This window comes from Latilactobacillus sp. (assembly GCF_033176295.1).
Lineage (GTDB): Bacteria > Bacillota > Bacilli > Lactobacillales > Lactobacillaceae > Latilactobacillus > Latilactobacillus sakei.
Window position 1 is genome coordinate 175,989 of the sequence record NZ_JAMQEX010000001.1, and the last position, 16,811, is coordinate 192,799.

Annotated in this window: 16 protein-coding genes and 1 pseudogene; 14 read left to right on the top strand and 3 right to left on the bottom strand. The window is 40.6% G+C overall.

Going from position 1 to position 16,811, the window contains the following annotated elements:
- Positions 1–64 precede the first annotated feature (64 nt).
- From NDN60_RS00895 to NDN60_RS00910, 4 genes are all read left to right on the top strand, one after another.
- On the top strand, positions 65–340 hold the full coding sequence (locus tag NDN60_RS00895; protein WP_011374717.1) for an HU family DNA-binding protein: 276 nt from the start codon (positions 65–67) through the stop codon (positions 338–340).
- Between the two features lie 93 nt (positions 341–433).
- Complete coding sequence (locus NDN60_RS00900) at positions 434–1,699, top strand: tetratricopeptide repeat protein (protein ID WP_056946637.1); 1,266 nt, start codon at positions 434–436, stop codon at positions 1,697–1,699.
- A gap of 129 nt (positions 1,700–1,828) precedes the next feature.
- Positions 1,829–2,566: an ABC transporter ATP-binding protein gene (locus NDN60_RS00905; protein ID WP_056946634.1), complete on the top strand. Its 738-nt coding sequence runs from the start codon at positions 1,829–1,831 to the stop codon at positions 2,564–2,566.
- 3 nt (positions 2,567–2,569) lie between these two features.
- Positions 2,570–3,943 (top strand): hypothetical protein, encoded by a 1,374-nt coding sequence (locus NDN60_RS00910; RefSeq protein ID WP_056946630.1) that lies wholly within the window; start codon positions 2,570–2,572, stop codon positions 3,941–3,943.
- Between the two features lie 34 nt (positions 3,944–3,977).
- On the opposite strand, the gene NDN60_RS00915 is transcribed toward NDN60_RS00910, so the two are convergent.
- Positions 3,978–4,511 (bottom strand): PadR family transcriptional regulator, encoded by a 534-nt coding sequence (locus NDN60_RS00915; RefSeq protein ID WP_099947662.1) that lies wholly within the window; start codon positions 4,509–4,511, stop codon positions 3,978–3,980.
- A gap of 153 nt (positions 4,512–4,664) precedes the next feature.
- Between NDN60_RS00915 and NDN60_RS00920 the strand changes: the two are divergent.
- Positions 4,665–5,866, top strand: a pseudogene (locus tag NDN60_RS00920) (MFS transporter).
- Between the two features lie 178 nt (positions 5,867–6,044).
- Positions 6,045–6,638 (top strand): lytic polysaccharide monooxygenase, encoded by a 594-nt coding sequence (locus NDN60_RS00925; RefSeq protein ID WP_391486471.1) that lies wholly within the window; start codon positions 6,045–6,047, stop codon positions 6,636–6,638.
- Between the two features lie 115 nt (positions 6,639–6,753).
- Here the strand turns inward: NDN60_RS00925 and NDN60_RS00930 are convergent, their stop codons facing one another.
- Positions 6,754–7,101 (bottom strand): winged helix-turn-helix transcriptional regulator, encoded by a 348-nt coding sequence (locus NDN60_RS00930; RefSeq protein WP_099947661.1) that lies wholly within the window; start codon positions 7,099–7,101, stop codon positions 6,754–6,756.
- Positions 7,102–7,295: 194 nt separating this feature from the next.
- Here NDN60_RS00930 and NDN60_RS00935 point away from each other — a divergent pair, with 194 nt between their 5' ends.
- On the top strand, positions 7,296–8,324 hold the full coding sequence (locus NDN60_RS00935; RefSeq protein WP_041821108.1) for a zinc-binding alcohol dehydrogenase family protein: 1,029 nt from the start codon (positions 7,296–7,298) through the stop codon (positions 8,322–8,324).
- Positions 8,325–8,381: 57 nt separating this feature from the next.
- On the opposite strand, the gene NDN60_RS00940 is transcribed toward NDN60_RS00935, so the two are convergent.
- Positions 8,382–9,254 (bottom strand): YitT family protein, encoded by an 873-nt coding sequence (locus tag NDN60_RS00940; protein WP_056947589.1) that lies wholly within the window; start codon positions 9,252–9,254, stop codon positions 8,382–8,384.
- 147 nt (positions 9,255–9,401) lie between these two features.
- Between NDN60_RS00940 and NDN60_RS00945 the strand changes: the two genes are divergently transcribed.
- From NDN60_RS00945 to NDN60_RS00975, 7 genes are all read left to right on the top strand, one after another.
- On the top strand, positions 9,402–10,595 hold the full coding sequence (locus NDN60_RS00945; protein ID WP_056947591.1) for a CCA tRNA nucleotidyltransferase: 1,194 nt from the start codon (positions 9,402–9,404) through the stop codon (positions 10,593–10,595).
- A 68-nt stretch (positions 10,596–10,663) separates the two neighbouring features.
- A complete protein-coding gene (locus NDN60_RS00950; RefSeq protein ID WP_056947593.1) occupies positions 10,664–11,125 on the top strand; it encodes a hypothetical protein in 462 nt (153 codons plus the stop codon).
- A 112-nt stretch (positions 11,126–11,237) separates the two neighbouring features.
- On the top strand, positions 11,238–13,127 hold the full coding sequence (locus tag NDN60_RS00955; RefSeq protein ID WP_056947594.1) for an ABC-F family ATP-binding cassette domain-containing protein: 1,890 nt from the start codon (positions 11,238–11,240) through the stop codon (positions 13,125–13,127).
- Between the two features lie 195 nt (positions 13,128–13,322).
- Positions 13,323–14,273, top strand: a complete 951-nt coding sequence (locus NDN60_RS00960; protein WP_056947596.1) for a thymidylate synthase — start codon at positions 13,323–13,325, stop codon at positions 14,271–14,273.
- A 10-nt stretch (positions 14,274–14,283) separates the two neighbouring features.
- Complete coding sequence (locus NDN60_RS00965; protein WP_056947598.1) at positions 14,284–14,784, top strand: dihydrofolate reductase; 501 nt, start codon at positions 14,284–14,286, stop codon at positions 14,782–14,784.
- 196 nt (positions 14,785–14,980) lie between these two features.
- Positions 14,981–15,826 carry a DegV family protein gene (locus NDN60_RS00970; RefSeq protein WP_025015768.1) on the top strand — a complete coding sequence of 282 codons (846 nt, stop codon included), beginning with the start codon at positions 14,981–14,983 and terminating at the stop codon, positions 15,824–15,826.
- Between the two features lie 70 nt (positions 15,827–15,896).
- Complete coding sequence (locus tag NDN60_RS00975; protein WP_231953161.1) at positions 15,897–16,808, top strand: SGNH/GDSL hydrolase family protein; 912 nt, start codon at positions 15,897–15,899, stop codon at positions 16,806–16,808.
- Positions 16,809–16,811 lie beyond the last annotated feature (3 nt).

Here is a 16,811-nt window from a genome sequence, read left to right on the forward strand (position 1 = left end):
GACCACTCAAAAATGATTTCGGTATTTATTACTGATTATCTGTGATGAGCAGGAGGTGAAAAACATGGCAAACAAAGCACAATTGATCGAAAACGTTGCATCAAAGACTGGTTTAACTAAGAAAGATGCAACTGCTGCAGTAGACGCAGTATTTGGTTCAATCCAAGACACTTTGAAACAAGGTGACAAAGTTCAACTAATCGGCTTTGGTACATTCGAAGTACGTGAACGTGCAGCTCGTAAGGGCCGTAACCCACAAACTGGTGCAGAAATCAAGATTCCTGCAAGCAAAGTACCTGCATTCAAGCCAGGTAAAGCTTTAAAGGATTCTGTTAAATAAGAATTCATGAGAGGGCTGGGATTTTCCCAGCCCTTTTTGATTGGCTAAAAGTCATTTTATGGTAGAATAGATAAATCGAAAAAGGGTGGTTAAATGACGAATTCAGAACAAATGCTATCAGCATTAGAAGATAATGATTTAAAACAAGCCGATGAGCTTTTCCAAAAGGCTTTAAAAGAAGACGATCCAGAAACGTTGTACAGTTTGGCCGAAGAACTCTACGCAATGGGTTTTTTGGAACAAGCGTCGACAATCTATCAACAATTATTAGCGCAATTCCCAGATGAAGATCAAATTCGGACGACGTTGGCCGATATTGCGGTCAGCAACGGCCAATACGACGACGCACTCAATTTATTGACGGATATTACGCCGGAATCTAATGCGTACGCAGAAAGCCTATTAACGGCCGCTGACGTGTACCAGACGATGGGCTTGCCAGAAGTCAGCGAACAGAAACTATTAACGGCGCTACGCCTTTATCCTGATGAACCAGTGATGCAGTTTGCACTAGCCGAATTGTACTTTGAAATGGGTGAATACGGTAAGGCAGCTAACTACTACGAAGCTTTGATTGACCAAGATGTGCTGGAATTGGGTCAAGTTAATATTCAAAAACGCTTGGCAACAAGTTATGCCAGCAGTGGGGCCTTTGAAGAAGCACTCCAAATTTACGAAATAATGACCGTCGAATTTTTAACGGAAGACGATCAATTCCAAATGGGCTTTTTATACCTACAAATCAAGGATTATCAAAAGGCAATTGAAATTCTTACGAAGCTCCAATTAGCTGATCCACAATACACATCGCTTTACGTTTACCTAGCAACAGCCCAAGAGGCTCAAAATGAGCTTCAAGAGGCGCTCACGACCGTTCAAACCGGGATTGGCTACGATATGTATAGTGAGGTCCTCTATCAAAAGGGGAGCGATTTAGCCCTTCAATTGGGTGACGACCAAGTGGCCGAACAAATGTTAAACAAGGCCTTGGAAATTAACCCGGATAATATGGGTGAAATCAGTGCCTTGAGTCAAGTTTATCGCCGTCAAAACCGCCATGCAGAAAACGTGGTCTTTGTGCAAGAAGCAATTGCCAACCATAAACCAACGGCTGAACTTTATTGGTCATTGGCACAATCACAATTTGCGCTTGAAGCATTCGATGATGCACGTGAAAATTATTTGCTCGCTTATCCGGAATTAAAGGATAACCCAGAATTCTTACACGACTTAATCTTATTCTTCCAAGAAATGGCACAAGTGCCAGAATTATTAGCGGCTTTGAAACAATACTTGCAATTAGTGCCAAATGACCTTGATATGCAGACCCTCTATGATGATTATCAAACAATGCAATAATGATTGAAAGCGTCCGACTATTACTTTAGTCGGGCGTTTTTTACGTCTTTAGTCGCGTTTAATCTCTCTATAAAAGTGTTACATTGAAGAGGAATAGGGAATTCGAATTCATTTGGGGAGGATTTTATAATGATAAATACAGTACTTTCAGTTGATCAGTTAACACAGGTGGTACCAATTGGGCAGTCTGACCGAACGACAACCATATTGAAAAATATTTCGTTTAAGGTCCAAAAAGGAGAATTGGTGAGCATTGTGGGACCCTCTGGATCCGGTAAGAGTACGCTATTATACAGTATTTCTAGGATTACGAGGCCAACAAGCGGCACCGTGACAATTGCGGGGGTTAATCCGTATCAATTGAAACCTAATCAATTAGCGGCTTTTCGTAGACAGATAATTGGCTTCATCTTTCAACAATATAATTTAATTCAGTCACTTCCTGTGTTTGAAAATATCGTTATACAGCAACGACTGAGTCATCAGCAACCGAAACGTTCTGAGATTGAACAATTACTGACAAAATTGAACTTTGCAGGTCAAATCGATGGTGCAGTTGAGACCTTATCAGGTGGTGAACAACAAAAAGTCGCGATTGCCCGCACGATTCTAACTGATTGTGATGTGCTGTTTGCTGATGAACCAACGGGTGCGCTAGATTCGGTATCCAAATCGATTATTTTTACATATTTCAAAGAGATGGTTGCCAAAGGTAAAACGGTGATTATGGTGACCCACGATATTGAGTTGGCCAGTCAGACAGATCGTGCGATTGTGTTAAAAGACGGTCAGGTTCAACAAATTGTGCCTGAACCGTCACTTGAGGCAATCTATGCAATCTATGCAGCCTTGGATAAGGTGGTGTAAGAGATGTGGACGACCAGTTGGTTACAGTTAAAGCATTCCTGGCGTCAATGGCTAGCAACAATACCGGTTTTTGTAACGGTTGGTTTAATCCTCGGTTTTTGTTTAACGGGAATTGTGAATGTGGCGGAGTCGCAGCAAGTTGATCTATACGGTCAGAATACACCGCTCCCTATTTTTATCATGCCCATAGTTTTTGGTGGCATCACAATGTTAATCGTGATTAAAGGAATCGTGAACCAGCTTTTGGATCAGTTTAAAGCGGACTACCGAATGCTTGCGATTCTAGGTGCGACGGTCAATGCATTAGCCGCTATTTTGGGGATTCAAATCGGAATTGTTAGTGGGGTAAGTGCTCTACTTGGCGGAGTCATTGCTCTGCCGCTAACGCGTTTTTGTTATGTTTGGTTGCAGCAGATTGTTGGGCCCCAAATGTTGCCGAATATGTCGATTCATTTTTCGTTCATGGCACTTTTGTTAACGGTTATCCTGGCTAGTCTAATTGCTGGTAGTGGTGGTTTTTGGCATGCACGCCATCAACTAAAGGATGGAAATAAGCATCCCAGTCACCGGCGGCGGATCGTTTGTAGAATTAAGATGATTGTTTTGTTAATGGTCGTCATTGGATTAATCATTAAACTGGCGATGCAAATTATGACGTTAACCTACGTTGGGCAGTCTGAAAAAGTGATTGTCGGTCTCGGTAATTCTGTTGGTAATCTGAATCTTGTGTTGTTCTTACTACTGATTCTAATTACGCTTACCGGGCAAACAGTATTAAAACTAGCTAGCCGAGGTCTCTATTGGCTAGGTGCTAGAACGCTCTTTTTAAACTTGGCAGCTCACGATATTGACTATGCTGTTAAAAAATATTTACCGTTGTATACGCCAGTGACAATCATTGCGGTTTTAATAACAGGGATGTCGGCAATTATGTGGAATATACCAGCCTATACAAATACCACAAGTGCCAACAATGAGCGATTAGTGAATTTCATTTTGACAATCGGTTTATATTTAGGCGCCCCTTTGTTGATTGTTTTAGCAAATGTGTTGGCGACGATGTTAGTCGCAAAGGAGGATAATGACCAACAGATGCGCCAATTACAGTTGCTTGGTTTAACGCAACAACAGTTATTGCTGACACAACAATTGAACGTCGTAATCTTAGTAGGGGTTAGTCTTGTAGCGAGCCTACTTGCAGGGGGCTTAGTTTGGGGCTTGACGATTCATGTCGGGCGAACCATTTTGCACCAAGCGCCCATTTCAATGTCAGCTTTGCTGGCTGGACCGTTCTTGATGGCAAGTAGCATGTTTTGTTTACTAACGATTGTGAACGTATTCCGCGTTTATCATGGGAATTGGCTAACCAAAGAATAAAAAGACAGCTGTTGCTTTTTGCAACAGCTGTCTTTTATTTGTTTTGATTGAGAGTAAGGATATCCTGTGCCCAATCGCACCATTCTAATTCGGTGGCACAAACCATTAAGCGGCGTTTCAAGATGAGGTAGCGGCCCAAATTCTTCTGTTTTTCGATTGAATCTGTAATGGCGTCGTATTCTTGCATCTTATGTTGGTATTGTTTTTGTGCTTTTTGGTAATGGTGACGACGATCTTGAAGTAAAGAGGTGGCCTGTTCTTGGTTGAATAAAGCAATGACATACACTTTAGCTAAAAATTCGTCACGTTGAGTAGGGACGTTTGTTTCTTCTTGGAACCAGTCAGCAACTACGAGTTGCCCTTCAGGTGTTAAGTGATAAATTTTTTTTTGCTTGTGAATGGCATCGGTTTCGACTGATACGTAGCCTTGTTCATGAAGTTTATTCAAAGCTGTATAAATTTGGCTATGGTGTGCTTCCCAAAATAAATTAATATACTGCTTTAGCTCATAACCACTGCAAGGTTTACGAACTAACATACATAATAAAATATAGCTGAGTGTACTCATCTTGTTTCACCCTTTAATCAATTAATTATTGCCCAGTATAACATACTTTTCTTTCACAAACATGTCATTAATTCATGTCAAAAATTAGTGTCAAAATTGACACGTTTTAAAATCTAGTGTACTTTATATAAAGAGAAAGAGAGTGATATGTTAATGGAGAATCAAAATAAAGGGCTGCGATCAGCGTATGCCTTGGCTTTTACGTGTATGGTCGCTTTTATGGGGATTGGCTTAGTTGATCCAATTTTAAAAACCATCGCGGTTAAATTGAATGCAACACCAGCGCAAACGACGCTATTATTTACGAGTTATATGTTGGTGACAGGGGTTATTATGTTATTTACTGGTTTCATTTCGACTAGAATTGGTGCCAAAAGAACAATTAGTATCGGTTTAATCATTATTGTATTATTTGCCGCTTTAGCAGGTCGTTCACAGACAATCTCACAATTAATTTCGTTGCGGGCCGGTTGGGGCTTTGGAAACGCATTGTTCTTATCGACAGCGTTAACGGCAATTGTCAGTGTGATGCCTGAAAAAACGGAACAAGCCATTATGTTATACGAAGGTTCAATGGGAATCGGAATGGCAGTTGGTCCGTTAGTCGGTGGGCGCTGGGGAGTTTTTCTTGGCGTTTTCCGTTTTATGGCGTAGCAATCTTAATGTTTGTCGCTGCGATGACGATTGTCTTTTTATTAGAACCAATTGCCAAACCAGTTAAAAAAGCGCGCTTTTTTGCCGGCGCGGATGCCTTAAAAAATCATCGCCTCCGCTCAATCGGAATTATTGCGCTATTGTATAACTTTGACTTCTTTACAATTTTAGCGTACGCGCCCTTTTTATTAGTTGGGCTCACTGAAATGCAAGTCGGGTTTGTTTTCTTTGGCTGGGGAATCTTACTCGCCATTGCGTCTGTTTTTGTGGCACCTCGCTTAGAGCAAAAAACGAACACGTTAACGACATTGTTGATTGGGTTGGGCTTTTTCCTCGTTTCCTTAGTAGTGATTGGGATTAATGCTGATCAACCAGTCTTAGTGGCCTTTGGCGTGATCATCGCCGGCTTCTTCCAAGGCTTAGTCAATACGCTCTTAACAACGGTTGCAATGGAAAATAAGACGATTGAACGCAATGTTGCATCGTCTGCCTACAGTTTCATTCGGTTTACCGGTGGGGCCATTGCGCCTTTTGTCGCTGGTAAAATTGCTGAAAAATGGTCAGCCCATTGGACATTTTACTTCGCAGGTTTGATGATTCTAATTGGGATTTTATTCGTTCTTCGAAATCAACAGTATTTCATAACGGCGGAGGAAGAAGAAAAAGAAATTGAAATGATCGACGGTAAAGAATTACTATAAATTGAAGACCATTCAGTTAGTGTTATCTAACTGAAGGGTCTTTTTTAGTGTACAAGCGGTATTGATTTTAAAAAGGCAGAAAGAATGAAGCGCAATATTTTGACAACGCTTTCCTGGGCTTGATAACATTAAAATGTAATATAAATGATAAGGAGTGGATATGATGAAGAAGTAATTATTGAAATGGACCATCGTTGGCTTTTGTTCAGTATTAGGTGTGACAGCATTAGGTGCCGGACAAGTTAGCGCACACGGGTATATCACATCCCCAGGTAGTCGAGCGTATTTAGGTAGTAATGCGTTCACAAATGATACCGGTCAAAAACCATTGAACACCAATGTTGGTCAAGTTCAATACGAGCCACAAAGTATTGAAGCCCCTAAGAATACATTTATCGATGGAAAATTAGCGAGTGCTAATATCAGTTCATTTTTGAATCTTGATGAACAAACGAGTACGAGATGGCATCAAAATCAAGTTAAATCAGGCGCATTAACGATTAAGTGGCACTTAACGGCACAACATAAAACAAGTACGTGGGACTATTACTTAACCCGCCCAGGTTGGAATCCAAATCAACCGCTAAGTATTTTAAACTTTGAAAAGATTACTTCGATTGATGATCAAGGAAAGTTACCAGCCAAAGATGTTGCACAGACGATTAATATTCCAACCGACAGAAGTGGCTATAATGTGTTGCTGGGTGTTTGGAATATTTCGGATACAGCAAACGCATTCTATCAAGCGGTGGATTTAAATATTACGAAGTAAGGAAATTGGGATTATTAAAGATCAATAGTTAATTGTGAAAAAAGGACGATTCTTTCCAACGTATGGAAAGAATCGTCCCTTTTTATTGTTATCTTAATTAATGGTTTTCTTGTATCTATGTATTTGCTAAGACACCAATTTCATCCGTGTGTTCAGAACCCCATTGCTCGATTGCTTTGATTACAGGTCTAAGCGATTCACCAAACGTTGTCATTCTGTACTCCGTTTTAACAGGGATTACCGGATATACCCGTTTAGCGACAATGCCGTCTGTTTCGAGTTCAGATAGTTGTTTTGCAAGCATTCGTTTTGAAACATAGGGTAATTTTGCTTGTAGCTCGGAGAAACGCAGGACATTATTTTTAAAGATGTGATAAAGAATCACACTTTTCCATTTTCCTGATATAAATTGCAAGGTATTTTGTACGGGACAACCTGAATCACAATTATAAGCACTTACCATTAATATATCCCTCCAGTAGAAAAGGTAACTTGAAAATTTAAGCTCTCCGTTAATTATACTACTACCAAAGGCGGACAAATAGGTGAATAAAAAGGCACCAGGTCACTATTTAGACACTAGATGCACATTATTTCACGTCTTCACTTTGAACTTCAAATGATTATCATTAAAAGTGGAAAGAGGGAATTTGGATGATGAATATGAATAAGGCAGTGGGATTTTACAAACATTTACCAATTAGTAATCCTGATAGTTTTGAGGATATAATGTGCCAACTACCGACAATTGGAGACCATGATTTACTAGTCAAGGTTGAAGGGGTATCAGTCAATCCGGTGGATACCTTTGTGAGATGTAGTGGTCGTTCAACAAAAATGGCGCATCCCAAGGTTATTGGTTGGGATGCTGTTGGGACGGTCGTTGAAGTAGGATCGGAGTGTACCTTATTTAAGCCAAATGACCAAGTTTGGTATGCCGGTGATTTCAAAAGAAGTGGTAGCGATTCCCAATACCAATCAGTAGATGAAAGAATTGTTGGACCTACACCCCAAAATTTATCGTTACAAGAAGCAGCCGCCATTCCGCTTGTTGGATTAACGGTATATGAATCGTTGTTTGAAAAATTAGCATTATCATGGGATATTTTAAAAAATAAGGGCAAAACAATCTTAATCATCAACTGTGCCGGTGGTGTAGGCTCAATGGCCATTCAACTCGCAAAATTGGCTGGGCTAAGAGTGATTGCAACCGCCTCAAATCCAGACGCAATAGCGTGGGTCAATCAACTAAAGGCGGATGCTGTCATTGATCATCATCAGGACTTAGTCAAACAAATGCATCATTTAAAAATAAGAGATGTTGATTATATTTTAAATCTAAATAACTTAGATGCGCATTGGAACGAGATAGCTGAAATAATTAAACCTGATGGGCGTGTTACAGCTACTACTGAAAATCATAAATTAATCGATTTACAAAAACTAACAAAGAAACGCGTTACATTTAGTTGGGAGTGGATGTATTCAAAATCATACTATCAGACTGCTGATATGGCTACTCAGAACCAAATATTAACAGAGCTATGTCAGTTGTTTGAAATGAAAAAACTGATGCCTATTACTACGAAAACATATACACCAATAAATGCAGAACACCTAAAACGTGCACATAGGGATGTGGAATCTGGACATATGATTGGGAAAGTTACGTTAACAGGCTGGTAAAGTTAAAATATAAAAGGCCGAGCAGTTATCTGCTCAGCCTTTTTTCGTCTATGCTATTTAATCTTTCGTTGGTGTCTCATACGTAAAGCCTTCTCCTAGTGCTTCATGGACGTCAATAATTGAAATGAAGGCTTTAGGGTCTTGGTGTTCAATAATTCTTTTGAGGTGGGCCACTTCGCTAGCACTGACTACACAATAAATCATTTGACGCGATTGGTGTGAATAACCACCTTCAGCGTGTAAGAAAGTCACGCCCCGACCGGTTTGAGTCATGATTTGATCGGCAATCTTTTGATAGTGATCACTGACGACTAACAAGCCTTTGGCAGCATAGGTCCCTTCGAGTGTAAAGTTAACGACGCGGGAGAACACGTACGATGCGATTAGGGTATACATCATGTGTTCGATATCGAGGTAACTGAGAGAAGCTGTTAAAACAAAAATATCAAAAATTAATAGGGAGCGTCCCATTTGAATACCACGCCGTTTTTCAATAATCCTAGCAATCACATCACTACCACCTGTCGTACCACCATAGCGGTAGATGATACCACTACCAAAGCCACCACACAAACCAGCAAGTAGCGCGGCGATAAAAATATCATGGTTTAAGTTAATGGTGACAGGAACTCGTTGCCAAATCCATAAGAAGACGGACATCATGACGGTACCGTAAATTGTATAGGCTAAGGCGCGTTTACCTAAAAATTTGTACCCAAGAATTACTAATGGGATATTTAAAATTAAAGTCGTATAGGCTGGATCAATATGAAGCCAATAGCGCACAATTAAGGTAATCCCGGTTAACCCGCCTTCAGCTAAATGATTTTGAATGTTAATCGTAATCAAACCAAAGGCGTAAATCGCACAACCAATGGCAATCGCGATTAAATCACGAAGAGTGGTGGTCAAATTTGTTTTTTGTGTCATTTGTCATTCCCCCTTACTGTGGTACCTACTATTAAATATAGCACGGAATCGCTGTCATGACTAAGCCAATTAAGTTTAGCAAAGGATTGTGGTATGATAAATGGATAAAATGATGTACCAATAGTGATTAGATAAGAGGTTGAATAAATGAAATTAACGACTTTTGCGCCCGAATTTGCAGAAGCACTGCCAATCCTAGAACAAATTGAAGCAGCTGGTTTTGAGGCTTACTTTGTTGGGGGGAGTGTCCGTGATAATTTATTGGGCTTACCAATTCATGATGTTGATATTGCGACATCTGCCTATCCAGCTGAAATCAAACAAATTTTTAAGCGGACCGTCGATACCGGGATTCAACATGGCACAGTCATGATCTTAGACCATGGTAATGGCTACGAAGTGACAACTTTTAGAACGGAAACCGGGTATCAAGATTTCCGGCGGCCTGATTCAGTAACGTTTGTCCGCTCGTTGGAAGAGGATTTGAAGCGGCGTGACTTTACCATTAACGCCTTAGCGATGCGCGCAGATGGTGAAATCATCGATCTTTTCGACGGCATTGCTGATTTGAAGGCGCATAAAATTCGTGCGGTCGGTGTCGCCGATGAACGTTTCCATGAAGATGCACTTCGGATGATGCGCGCAGTTCGGTTTGAGAGCCAACTCGGTTTTTCAGTGACTGAAACCACGCAAGCCGCTATTGAAAAGCACGCTGCCTTGCTTGAAAAAATTGCGATTGAACGCATTCACGTTGAATTTATGAAGTTGATGCAAGGGATTGAACGGCAAAATGGGTTACGGACGTTTATTGACACGGGCTTATATCGGTATTGTCCAGATTTGGCAGATCAATTACTGGCTTTGGAACGATTAACGGCCTTGCCAACGGAACAGTTGCATGATGAAAGTGCGGTTTGGTTAGTGGTGACCTATTTACTCGGGCAAACCCCTGCACAAGCTGGTCGCTTTTTGAAGCATTGGAAGAGTGCTAATGATGTGATTGATGCGGTTAAAGCCGGCTTAGTCTTACTCCCTAAACTATTGACGGCAACTGCCGACCAATGGGACCTTTATCAAGCTGGTCAAGCAGTCTTAGTGATTAGTCTGCAAATCGCACAATTGGTGACGACTGCGACAATTCCAACTGCTGACTGGTTAGAACGCTATGATCGGTTACAAATTAAGCAAAAAGCCGATTTAGCGATTAATGGTCAAATATTGATGCAAAATGGCTTCCAACCAGGGCCGATTTTAGGCAAAACACTAGCTATTTTAGAACGGAAAGTGGTCCTAGACGAGTTACTAAATACGACGGAAGCGTTACTAAAGGCCGCTAAATAAAAATGAACCACTTTTTCAAGACTTGTGTTAAAATAAGCATGTAAGCACATTCAGAAAGGGTGACATTGATGGCACAACACGTTTTTAAAGAATTGAAATTGTATTTTAGAAATGGTGACGCATGGACAATCAACCACAAGGAATTGAACGATATTTGGATTAGCCGGGTAACAACCAGCTATGGCCGAATTAACGGTGGCCCAATGCAAGAAATTCATCCATGTAAGAGTTTTAAAGCTGAAATCTTACCAGAAGCTGATCATGTTAAGAGTGAAGACATTAATACTGGCTCACTTGAAATGGGGATGTTTGGTCGCGCAACGAAGTATCAAGATATCGAGAAGTTAGACCTCATCTTTGAAGACGAACAAGATAAGAAACCACTTCAAATCTACTTCCCATTCAAGAATAAGGATACAAGCGGTTTAGATAACATTTATCAAACCAGCCAAATCTCACAAAAAAATGGTCATTTATACATCGTCATTGATGCTACAAGCTCAATTGCCGACGAATATCCTAAAATTTAATGACTGCATTAAAACCGATTCGATTATGAATCGGTTTTTTTAGTGATTTTTAATTGTCACCCGCCGGATTATTCGCTATGATTGAGAGAATGAAAGTAAAAGGTGAAAAATATTGCAAACATTAACAGCGACGAACTTAACGAAGACTTATGGCGAAAAAACGCTCTTTAAAGATATTTCATTTTTAATTCGCGAAGGTGATCGAATTGGCCTTGTTGGGATTAACGGGACTGGGAAGACGACGTTATTAAACGCGTTAACAGGCACTGACTCTTATGATAGTGGCCAGATTGAAACGCCTAATCAATACGCAATGAGTTATTTAGCACAAAAACCGGTCTTTGATACTAATTTGAGTATCATGGCCGCTATTTTTGCCGGCCAAAATCCGGTGTTTAAAACGATTCAGAATTACGAACGTGTCTTGGCGGCCTATACGGCTGATCCAACGAATCCTAAGTTGCAAACGCAATATGAACAAGCTGATGCGCAGATGACGCAACAAGATGCTTGGACTGTGGATACCGATATCAAAACAATCTTGACGCAATTGCATTTAACTGACTTAGATCAACCGATTAATACGCTCTCAGGGGGCCAACAAAAACGGGTTGGTTTGGCACAAGCCTTGATTGAAAGCCCAGATTTATTAATCTTAGACGAACCGACTAACCATCTTGATTTTGATTCTATCGAATGGTTAGAAAAACGCTTAGCACAATACAAGGGCGCACTTTTAATCGTGACGCATGATCGGTATTTCTTGGATCGGGTTGCGAATCAAATTTTTGAATTGGACGCCGGTCAACTCTATACGTATACCGGGAACTACGAACAATTCTTAACACAAAAAGCAGACCGGATTGAACGCGAACAACAAGCCGCCCACAAACAACAACAACTCTATAAGCAAGAATTGACGTGGATGCGCGCCGGGGCTAAAGCTCGAACGACAAAGCAACAAGCGCGAATCAATCGGTTTAACGATTTGAAGGGCAATCTGACAACTGGACCGGATACTTCCGAAGTTGATATTCAAATGGGCCAATCACGTTTAGGCAAGAAGGTCTTGGAACTTAAAGACGCTAACTTAACACTTGATGCTCATCCTATCTTGAAAGATTTCAGCTTGTTAGTGCAAGCTAATGATCGAATTGGGATTACTGGGGTGAACGGTGCTGGTAAGTCTTCACTACTAAATGTTTTAGCTGAACGAATTCCGCTAGATAGTGGTGAATTGGTCGTCGGCGAGACGGTTAACTTGGGCTATTATACGCAACAAAATGAAGATTTGGATCTTGATAAACGGGTGATTGCTTACCTCCAAGAAGCCGGTGAAGAAGTTGTCGGTAAAAATGGGGATCGGATTAGTGTCACGCAATTATTGGAGCAGTTCCTCTTTGACCGGTCAACACATGGGACGTTAATTGAGAAATTATCTGGTGGCGAAAAACGCCGGTTGTATCTCTTAAAATTATTGATGCAACAACCAAACGTTTTATTATTGGATGAACCAACTAATGACCTTGATATCGGGACATTAACGATTCTTGAAAACTATCTCGAAAACTTTAACGGGACCGTCATTACCGTTTCCCATGACCGTTATTTCCTAGATCAAGTTGCTGATAAATTATTAGTACTCGATGGTCACGGCAATATTACGACAGAAGTCGGCTTGTTTAGTGACTACTTGGCTAAACAAAAAACAGCAACGACAAAGGTAACGGCACCTAAGCCCACACCTGAAGTCACTGTCGAAGCGGTTAAGGAACCAGCCGCTAAACATAAGTTAACGTATAACGAACAAAAGGAATACGCCCATATTGAAACAGATCTTGAAAAGCTAGATGAACAAATCGAAACAATCAAGACTGAGATGAATCAAAATGGTGCTGATTACGGTAAATTAGCCGAATGGCAAGCTGAGTTAGACCGTTTAAATCAAGAACTAGATGAAAAAATGGCGCGCTGGGACTACCTAAGCGAATACGCAGACTAAAGAAGTGCGTTTGAAACGGTTTGACTCTGAGCATTAACTGGATTTGGCGGATTAGCGATGCAATCGCTGATTTGACAAATATGGTTAAGCGTAAGAGTCAGTTTCAAAAAGCACGTTAAAGAAGAGAAGTGTGTTCAGCCCAGTTATGTTCCGAGCACTAGCACGTTATTACAACTATCAAAAAGGGAGTTTACCATGTCAGAACAAGTATACCTCGATTTAGCACGGACAATCTTAGAAGAGGGTCACTACAAGGGAGATCGGACTAATACCGGTACCTATAGCCTCTTTGGCTACCAAATGCGTTTTAATTTACAAGAAGGATTCCCTTTATTGACGACGAAGAAGGTGCCTTTTGGCTTAATCAAGAGTGAACTCTTGTGGTTTTTAAAAGGGGATTCGAACATTCGTTATTTATTACAACATAATAACCATATTTGGGATGAATGGGCATTTGAACGCTTCGTTAAAAGTACTGATTACACCGGTCCTGACATGACCGATTTCAGTCACCGGGCTCAAGACGATGCTGATTTCAAAGTTGTTTATCAAGAACAAATGCGCCTATTTAACGACCGGATCTTAGCCGACGAAGGATTTGCAAAACAATACGGCGAATTAGGTGATATTTATGGTAAGCAATGGCGTGCTTGGCAAACACGTTCAGGCGAAACCATTGATCAGATTAAAAACGTCATCGAAATGATTAAAACGAATCCCGATTCACGACGGTTGATTGTGTCTGCTTGGAATCCAGAAGATGTGCCTAGTATGGCTTTACCGCCTTGTCACACCATGTTCCAATTTTACGTCAACGACGGTAAGCTTTCGTGTCAACTTTATCAACGAAGTGGGGATGTCTTCCTCGGTGTACCGTTTAACATCGCCAGTTATGCGTTATTAACGCATTTGATTGCTCATGAAACTGGGCTTGAGGTCGGTGAATTCATCCATACTCTGGGGGATGCACATATTTATAGTAACCACGTGACCCAAGTGAAGACTCAATTGGCACGATCAATGCATGCTGCACCCAAATTATGGTTAAACCCAGATAAGAAGAGCATTTTTGATTTTGATGTTGCTGATATTAAAGTGGAAAATTATGAATCAGAACCCGCAATTAAAGCACCTGTTGCGGTATAGGAGGTAGCAGATGATAGCATTTTTATGGGCTGAAGATCAAAACGGCTTAATCGGTCAAGACGGACATTTACCTTGGCGCTTACCGAATGATCTAGCCAACTTTAAACGCGAAACGATTAACGAAGCAGTTATCATGGGGCGCAAAACGTATGACAGCTTACCTAAAAAGCCGTTACCTGGCCGTCAAAACATTGTGATTACACGCCAAAGCGGTTTGACAGTTGCTAAAGACGTTTTAGTTTTTAATGAGCGTACACAACTGCTTGATTATCAAAAAGAACACCCCATGCAAAAATTATTCATTATCGGTGGTGCTGATATTTTTAAACTTTTTGCGGCTAATGTCGACTATTTATACGTTACGAAGATTGCTGACAAGTTCCAAGGTGATGTTTATATGCCAACAATTGACTACACGCAATTTAAATTAATTTCGCAACAAGCAGGAACGGTTGATGAACGTAATCAATACCCACATACCTTTGAGATTTATCAAAGAATCACTAAATAAAAACACCTCAAGATACCCTGTGATTCGATTAAGCAGGGTATCTTTTTTTATGCTAGGATAAACAGTCGCTTTTTTTCTCAGTAACTTTTGCTGAAAAAATGGGCGTAGTTTGATATACTGTCTTATAGATATAATCATAGAAATAGCGGTCCGCATATGGGCCTGTTTCGAGATAGAAAGTGTGGCTGAAGCAGTAGTGGCTAATATTAAAATCGTAACGGATTCATCAATTCAATTAACACCAGAAGAAATTAAACAACATCATATTACGGTGATTCCGTTGACCATCATGATTGACAATACCGTCTATATTGATGGTGAAACAATCACACGTGATCAATTTATGACTGAAATGGCTAGTGCTAGTGCGCTTCCTAAGACGAGTCAACCAGCCATTGGTAATTTTATCGAAACATACGAACAACTAGCAGCTGATGGTAGTCAAATTCTATCAATTCATATGTTACGTGCGATTAGCGGGACAGTTGATACAGCACGTCAAGCTGGCGAAATGGCTAAAGCTGACGTCACTGTTATTGATAGTGATTTTACAGATCGTGCAATGGCCTTCCAAGTTTTAAAAGCAGCGGAAGTGATTGAAGCGGGCGGTTCATTAGAAGATGCCTTAGCAGCTATTCAAGCAGTTCATGACAATACGAAATTATACATGGGTGTCACAGACTTAACCAACCTTGTTAAAGGTGGCCGTTTAAGCCATGCAGCCGGGGTGATTTCAAGTTTATTAAACATCAAAGTAATCCTTGAAGTTGCTGATAGTGAGCTTAAGGTGCTCCGTAAAGGTCGCGGTATGAAGACTATTACGAAGTTCATTGATGAAATGGATGATGATCTCAGAAAGTTAAAAAATGTTAAAGCAATCGGTATTTCACACGCCGATGGTTTGGAACTCAGTGAAAAGATCAAGGCGCAATTACAAGCAGCCTTTCCAGCAATCGAAATTTTAGTACGAACCACTGATCCAGTCATTGCAACCCATGCGGGCGCCGGTGCTTTTGCAGTGATGTATTATACTGAAAACTAAGAAGTTTATGACTAAGGCTGGTTGACATTTATTTGTCCCAGCCTTAACTATTATCTAAAGAGATATGAGGATGCCAGATATGAAAAAAATACGACAATTGTTGATCGACCTAGGGATATTTGCCGGGGTATTACTCGTCGTCTTTATCGTTTGGCAGTTATTGACACCACGTCCAATGAAAGTACGTAGTCATCAAGAAAGTGTTCAGAAAACGAAAGTCGTTCAACCAAAGAAAGTCAAAAAAACACTGCATTTAGTAGCAGTCGGCGATTCATTGACCCACGGGGTTGGTGATGAGCAAAATAAAGAAGGTTATGTTTCGCGGATTGCTGCTAAAATTAAAACTGAAACGGGCCATCCTGTTGCAACCGAAAACTATGGTGTTACCGGTGATACTAGTGTTCAGATTGAAAAAAGGGTGCGCACGCAACCAACGCTACAAGCGAATTTAAAAAAGGCGGACATCATTACACTGACCGTCGGTGGCAATGATTTAATGGCGGTCTTACAAAATAACTTTTTGGATTTAGATCAAAAACAGATTACAGCCGGGCAAAAGGCCTACCAAACGCATTTGATGACGCTGTTTAGACAAATTCGCCAACAAAATCCAACGGCACCAATTTTCGTGATGGGGGTCTATAATCCATTTTACGTTTACTTCCCAGAGATTACGGGGATGTCAAAAACCGTGACAGCGTGGAATAAGACAGTCAAAGAAGTTGCTAATGACTTTGAGTCGGCTTATTATATCAATAGCGACCGTCTTTTAACGCATGGTGACGGCCATTATGTGAAACAAACAAAATCGCTCGCTAAAATGGACAGTAGTAAACTGCAAAAAACACTTGCAGAAAACGAGCATCTCAATCCCTATATTAGCGACGACGATCATTTCCACCCTAATCAAAAAGGGTATCAACTCATCACCAACGCTTTTTGGCAACAGATGAATGCACACCAAAAAGATTGGACCAAGTAAGGA

What these genes read in the sequence shown, in the direction of transcription:
- NDN60_RS00895 (WP_011374717.1), top strand. Translation starts at nt 65, where the DNA reads ATGGCAAACAAAGCACAATTGATCGAAAACGTTGCATCAAAGACTGGT.
- NDN60_RS00900 (WP_056946637.1), top strand. Translation starts at nt 434, where the DNA reads ATGACGAATTCAGAACAAATGCTATCAGCATTAGAAGATAATGATTTA.
- NDN60_RS00905 (WP_056946634.1), top strand. Translation starts at nt 1,829, where the DNA reads ATGATAAATACAGTACTTTCAGTTGATCAGTTAACACAGGTGGTACCA.
- NDN60_RS00910 (WP_056946630.1), top strand. Translation starts at nt 2,570, where the DNA reads ATGTGGACGACCAGTTGGTTACAGTTAAAGCATTCCTGGCGTCAATGG.
- NDN60_RS00915 (WP_099947662.1), bottom strand. Translation starts at nt 4,511, where the DNA reads ATGAGTACACTCAGCTATATTTTATTATGTATGTTAGTTCGTAAACCT.
- NDN60_RS00930 (WP_099947661.1), bottom strand. Translation starts at nt 7,101, where the DNA reads ATGGTAAGTGCTTATAATTGTGATTCAGGTTGTCCCGTACAAAATACC.
- NDN60_RS00935 (WP_041821108.1), top strand. Translation starts at nt 7,296, where the DNA reads ATGAATATGAATAAGGCAGTGGGATTTTACAAACATTTACCAATTAGT.
- NDN60_RS00940 (WP_056947589.1), bottom strand. Translation starts at nt 9,254, where the DNA reads ATGACACAAAAAACAAATTTGACCACCACTCTTCGTGATTTAATCGCG.
- NDN60_RS00945 (WP_056947591.1), top strand. Translation starts at nt 9,402, where the DNA reads ATGAAATTAACGACTTTTGCGCCCGAATTTGCAGAAGCACTGCCAATC.
- NDN60_RS00950 (WP_056947593.1), top strand. Translation starts at nt 10,664, where the DNA reads ATGGCACAACACGTTTTTAAAGAATTGAAATTGTATTTTAGAAATGGT.
- NDN60_RS00960 (WP_056947596.1), top strand. Translation starts at nt 13,323, where the DNA reads ATGTCAGAACAAGTATACCTCGATTTAGCACGGACAATCTTAGAAGAG.
- NDN60_RS00965 (WP_056947598.1), top strand. Translation starts at nt 14,284, where the DNA reads ATGATAGCATTTTTATGGGCTGAAGATCAAAACGGCTTAATCGGTCAA.
- NDN60_RS00975 (WP_231953161.1), top strand. Translation starts at nt 15,897, where the DNA reads ATGCCAGATATGAAAAAAATACGACAATTGTTGATCGACCTAGGGATA.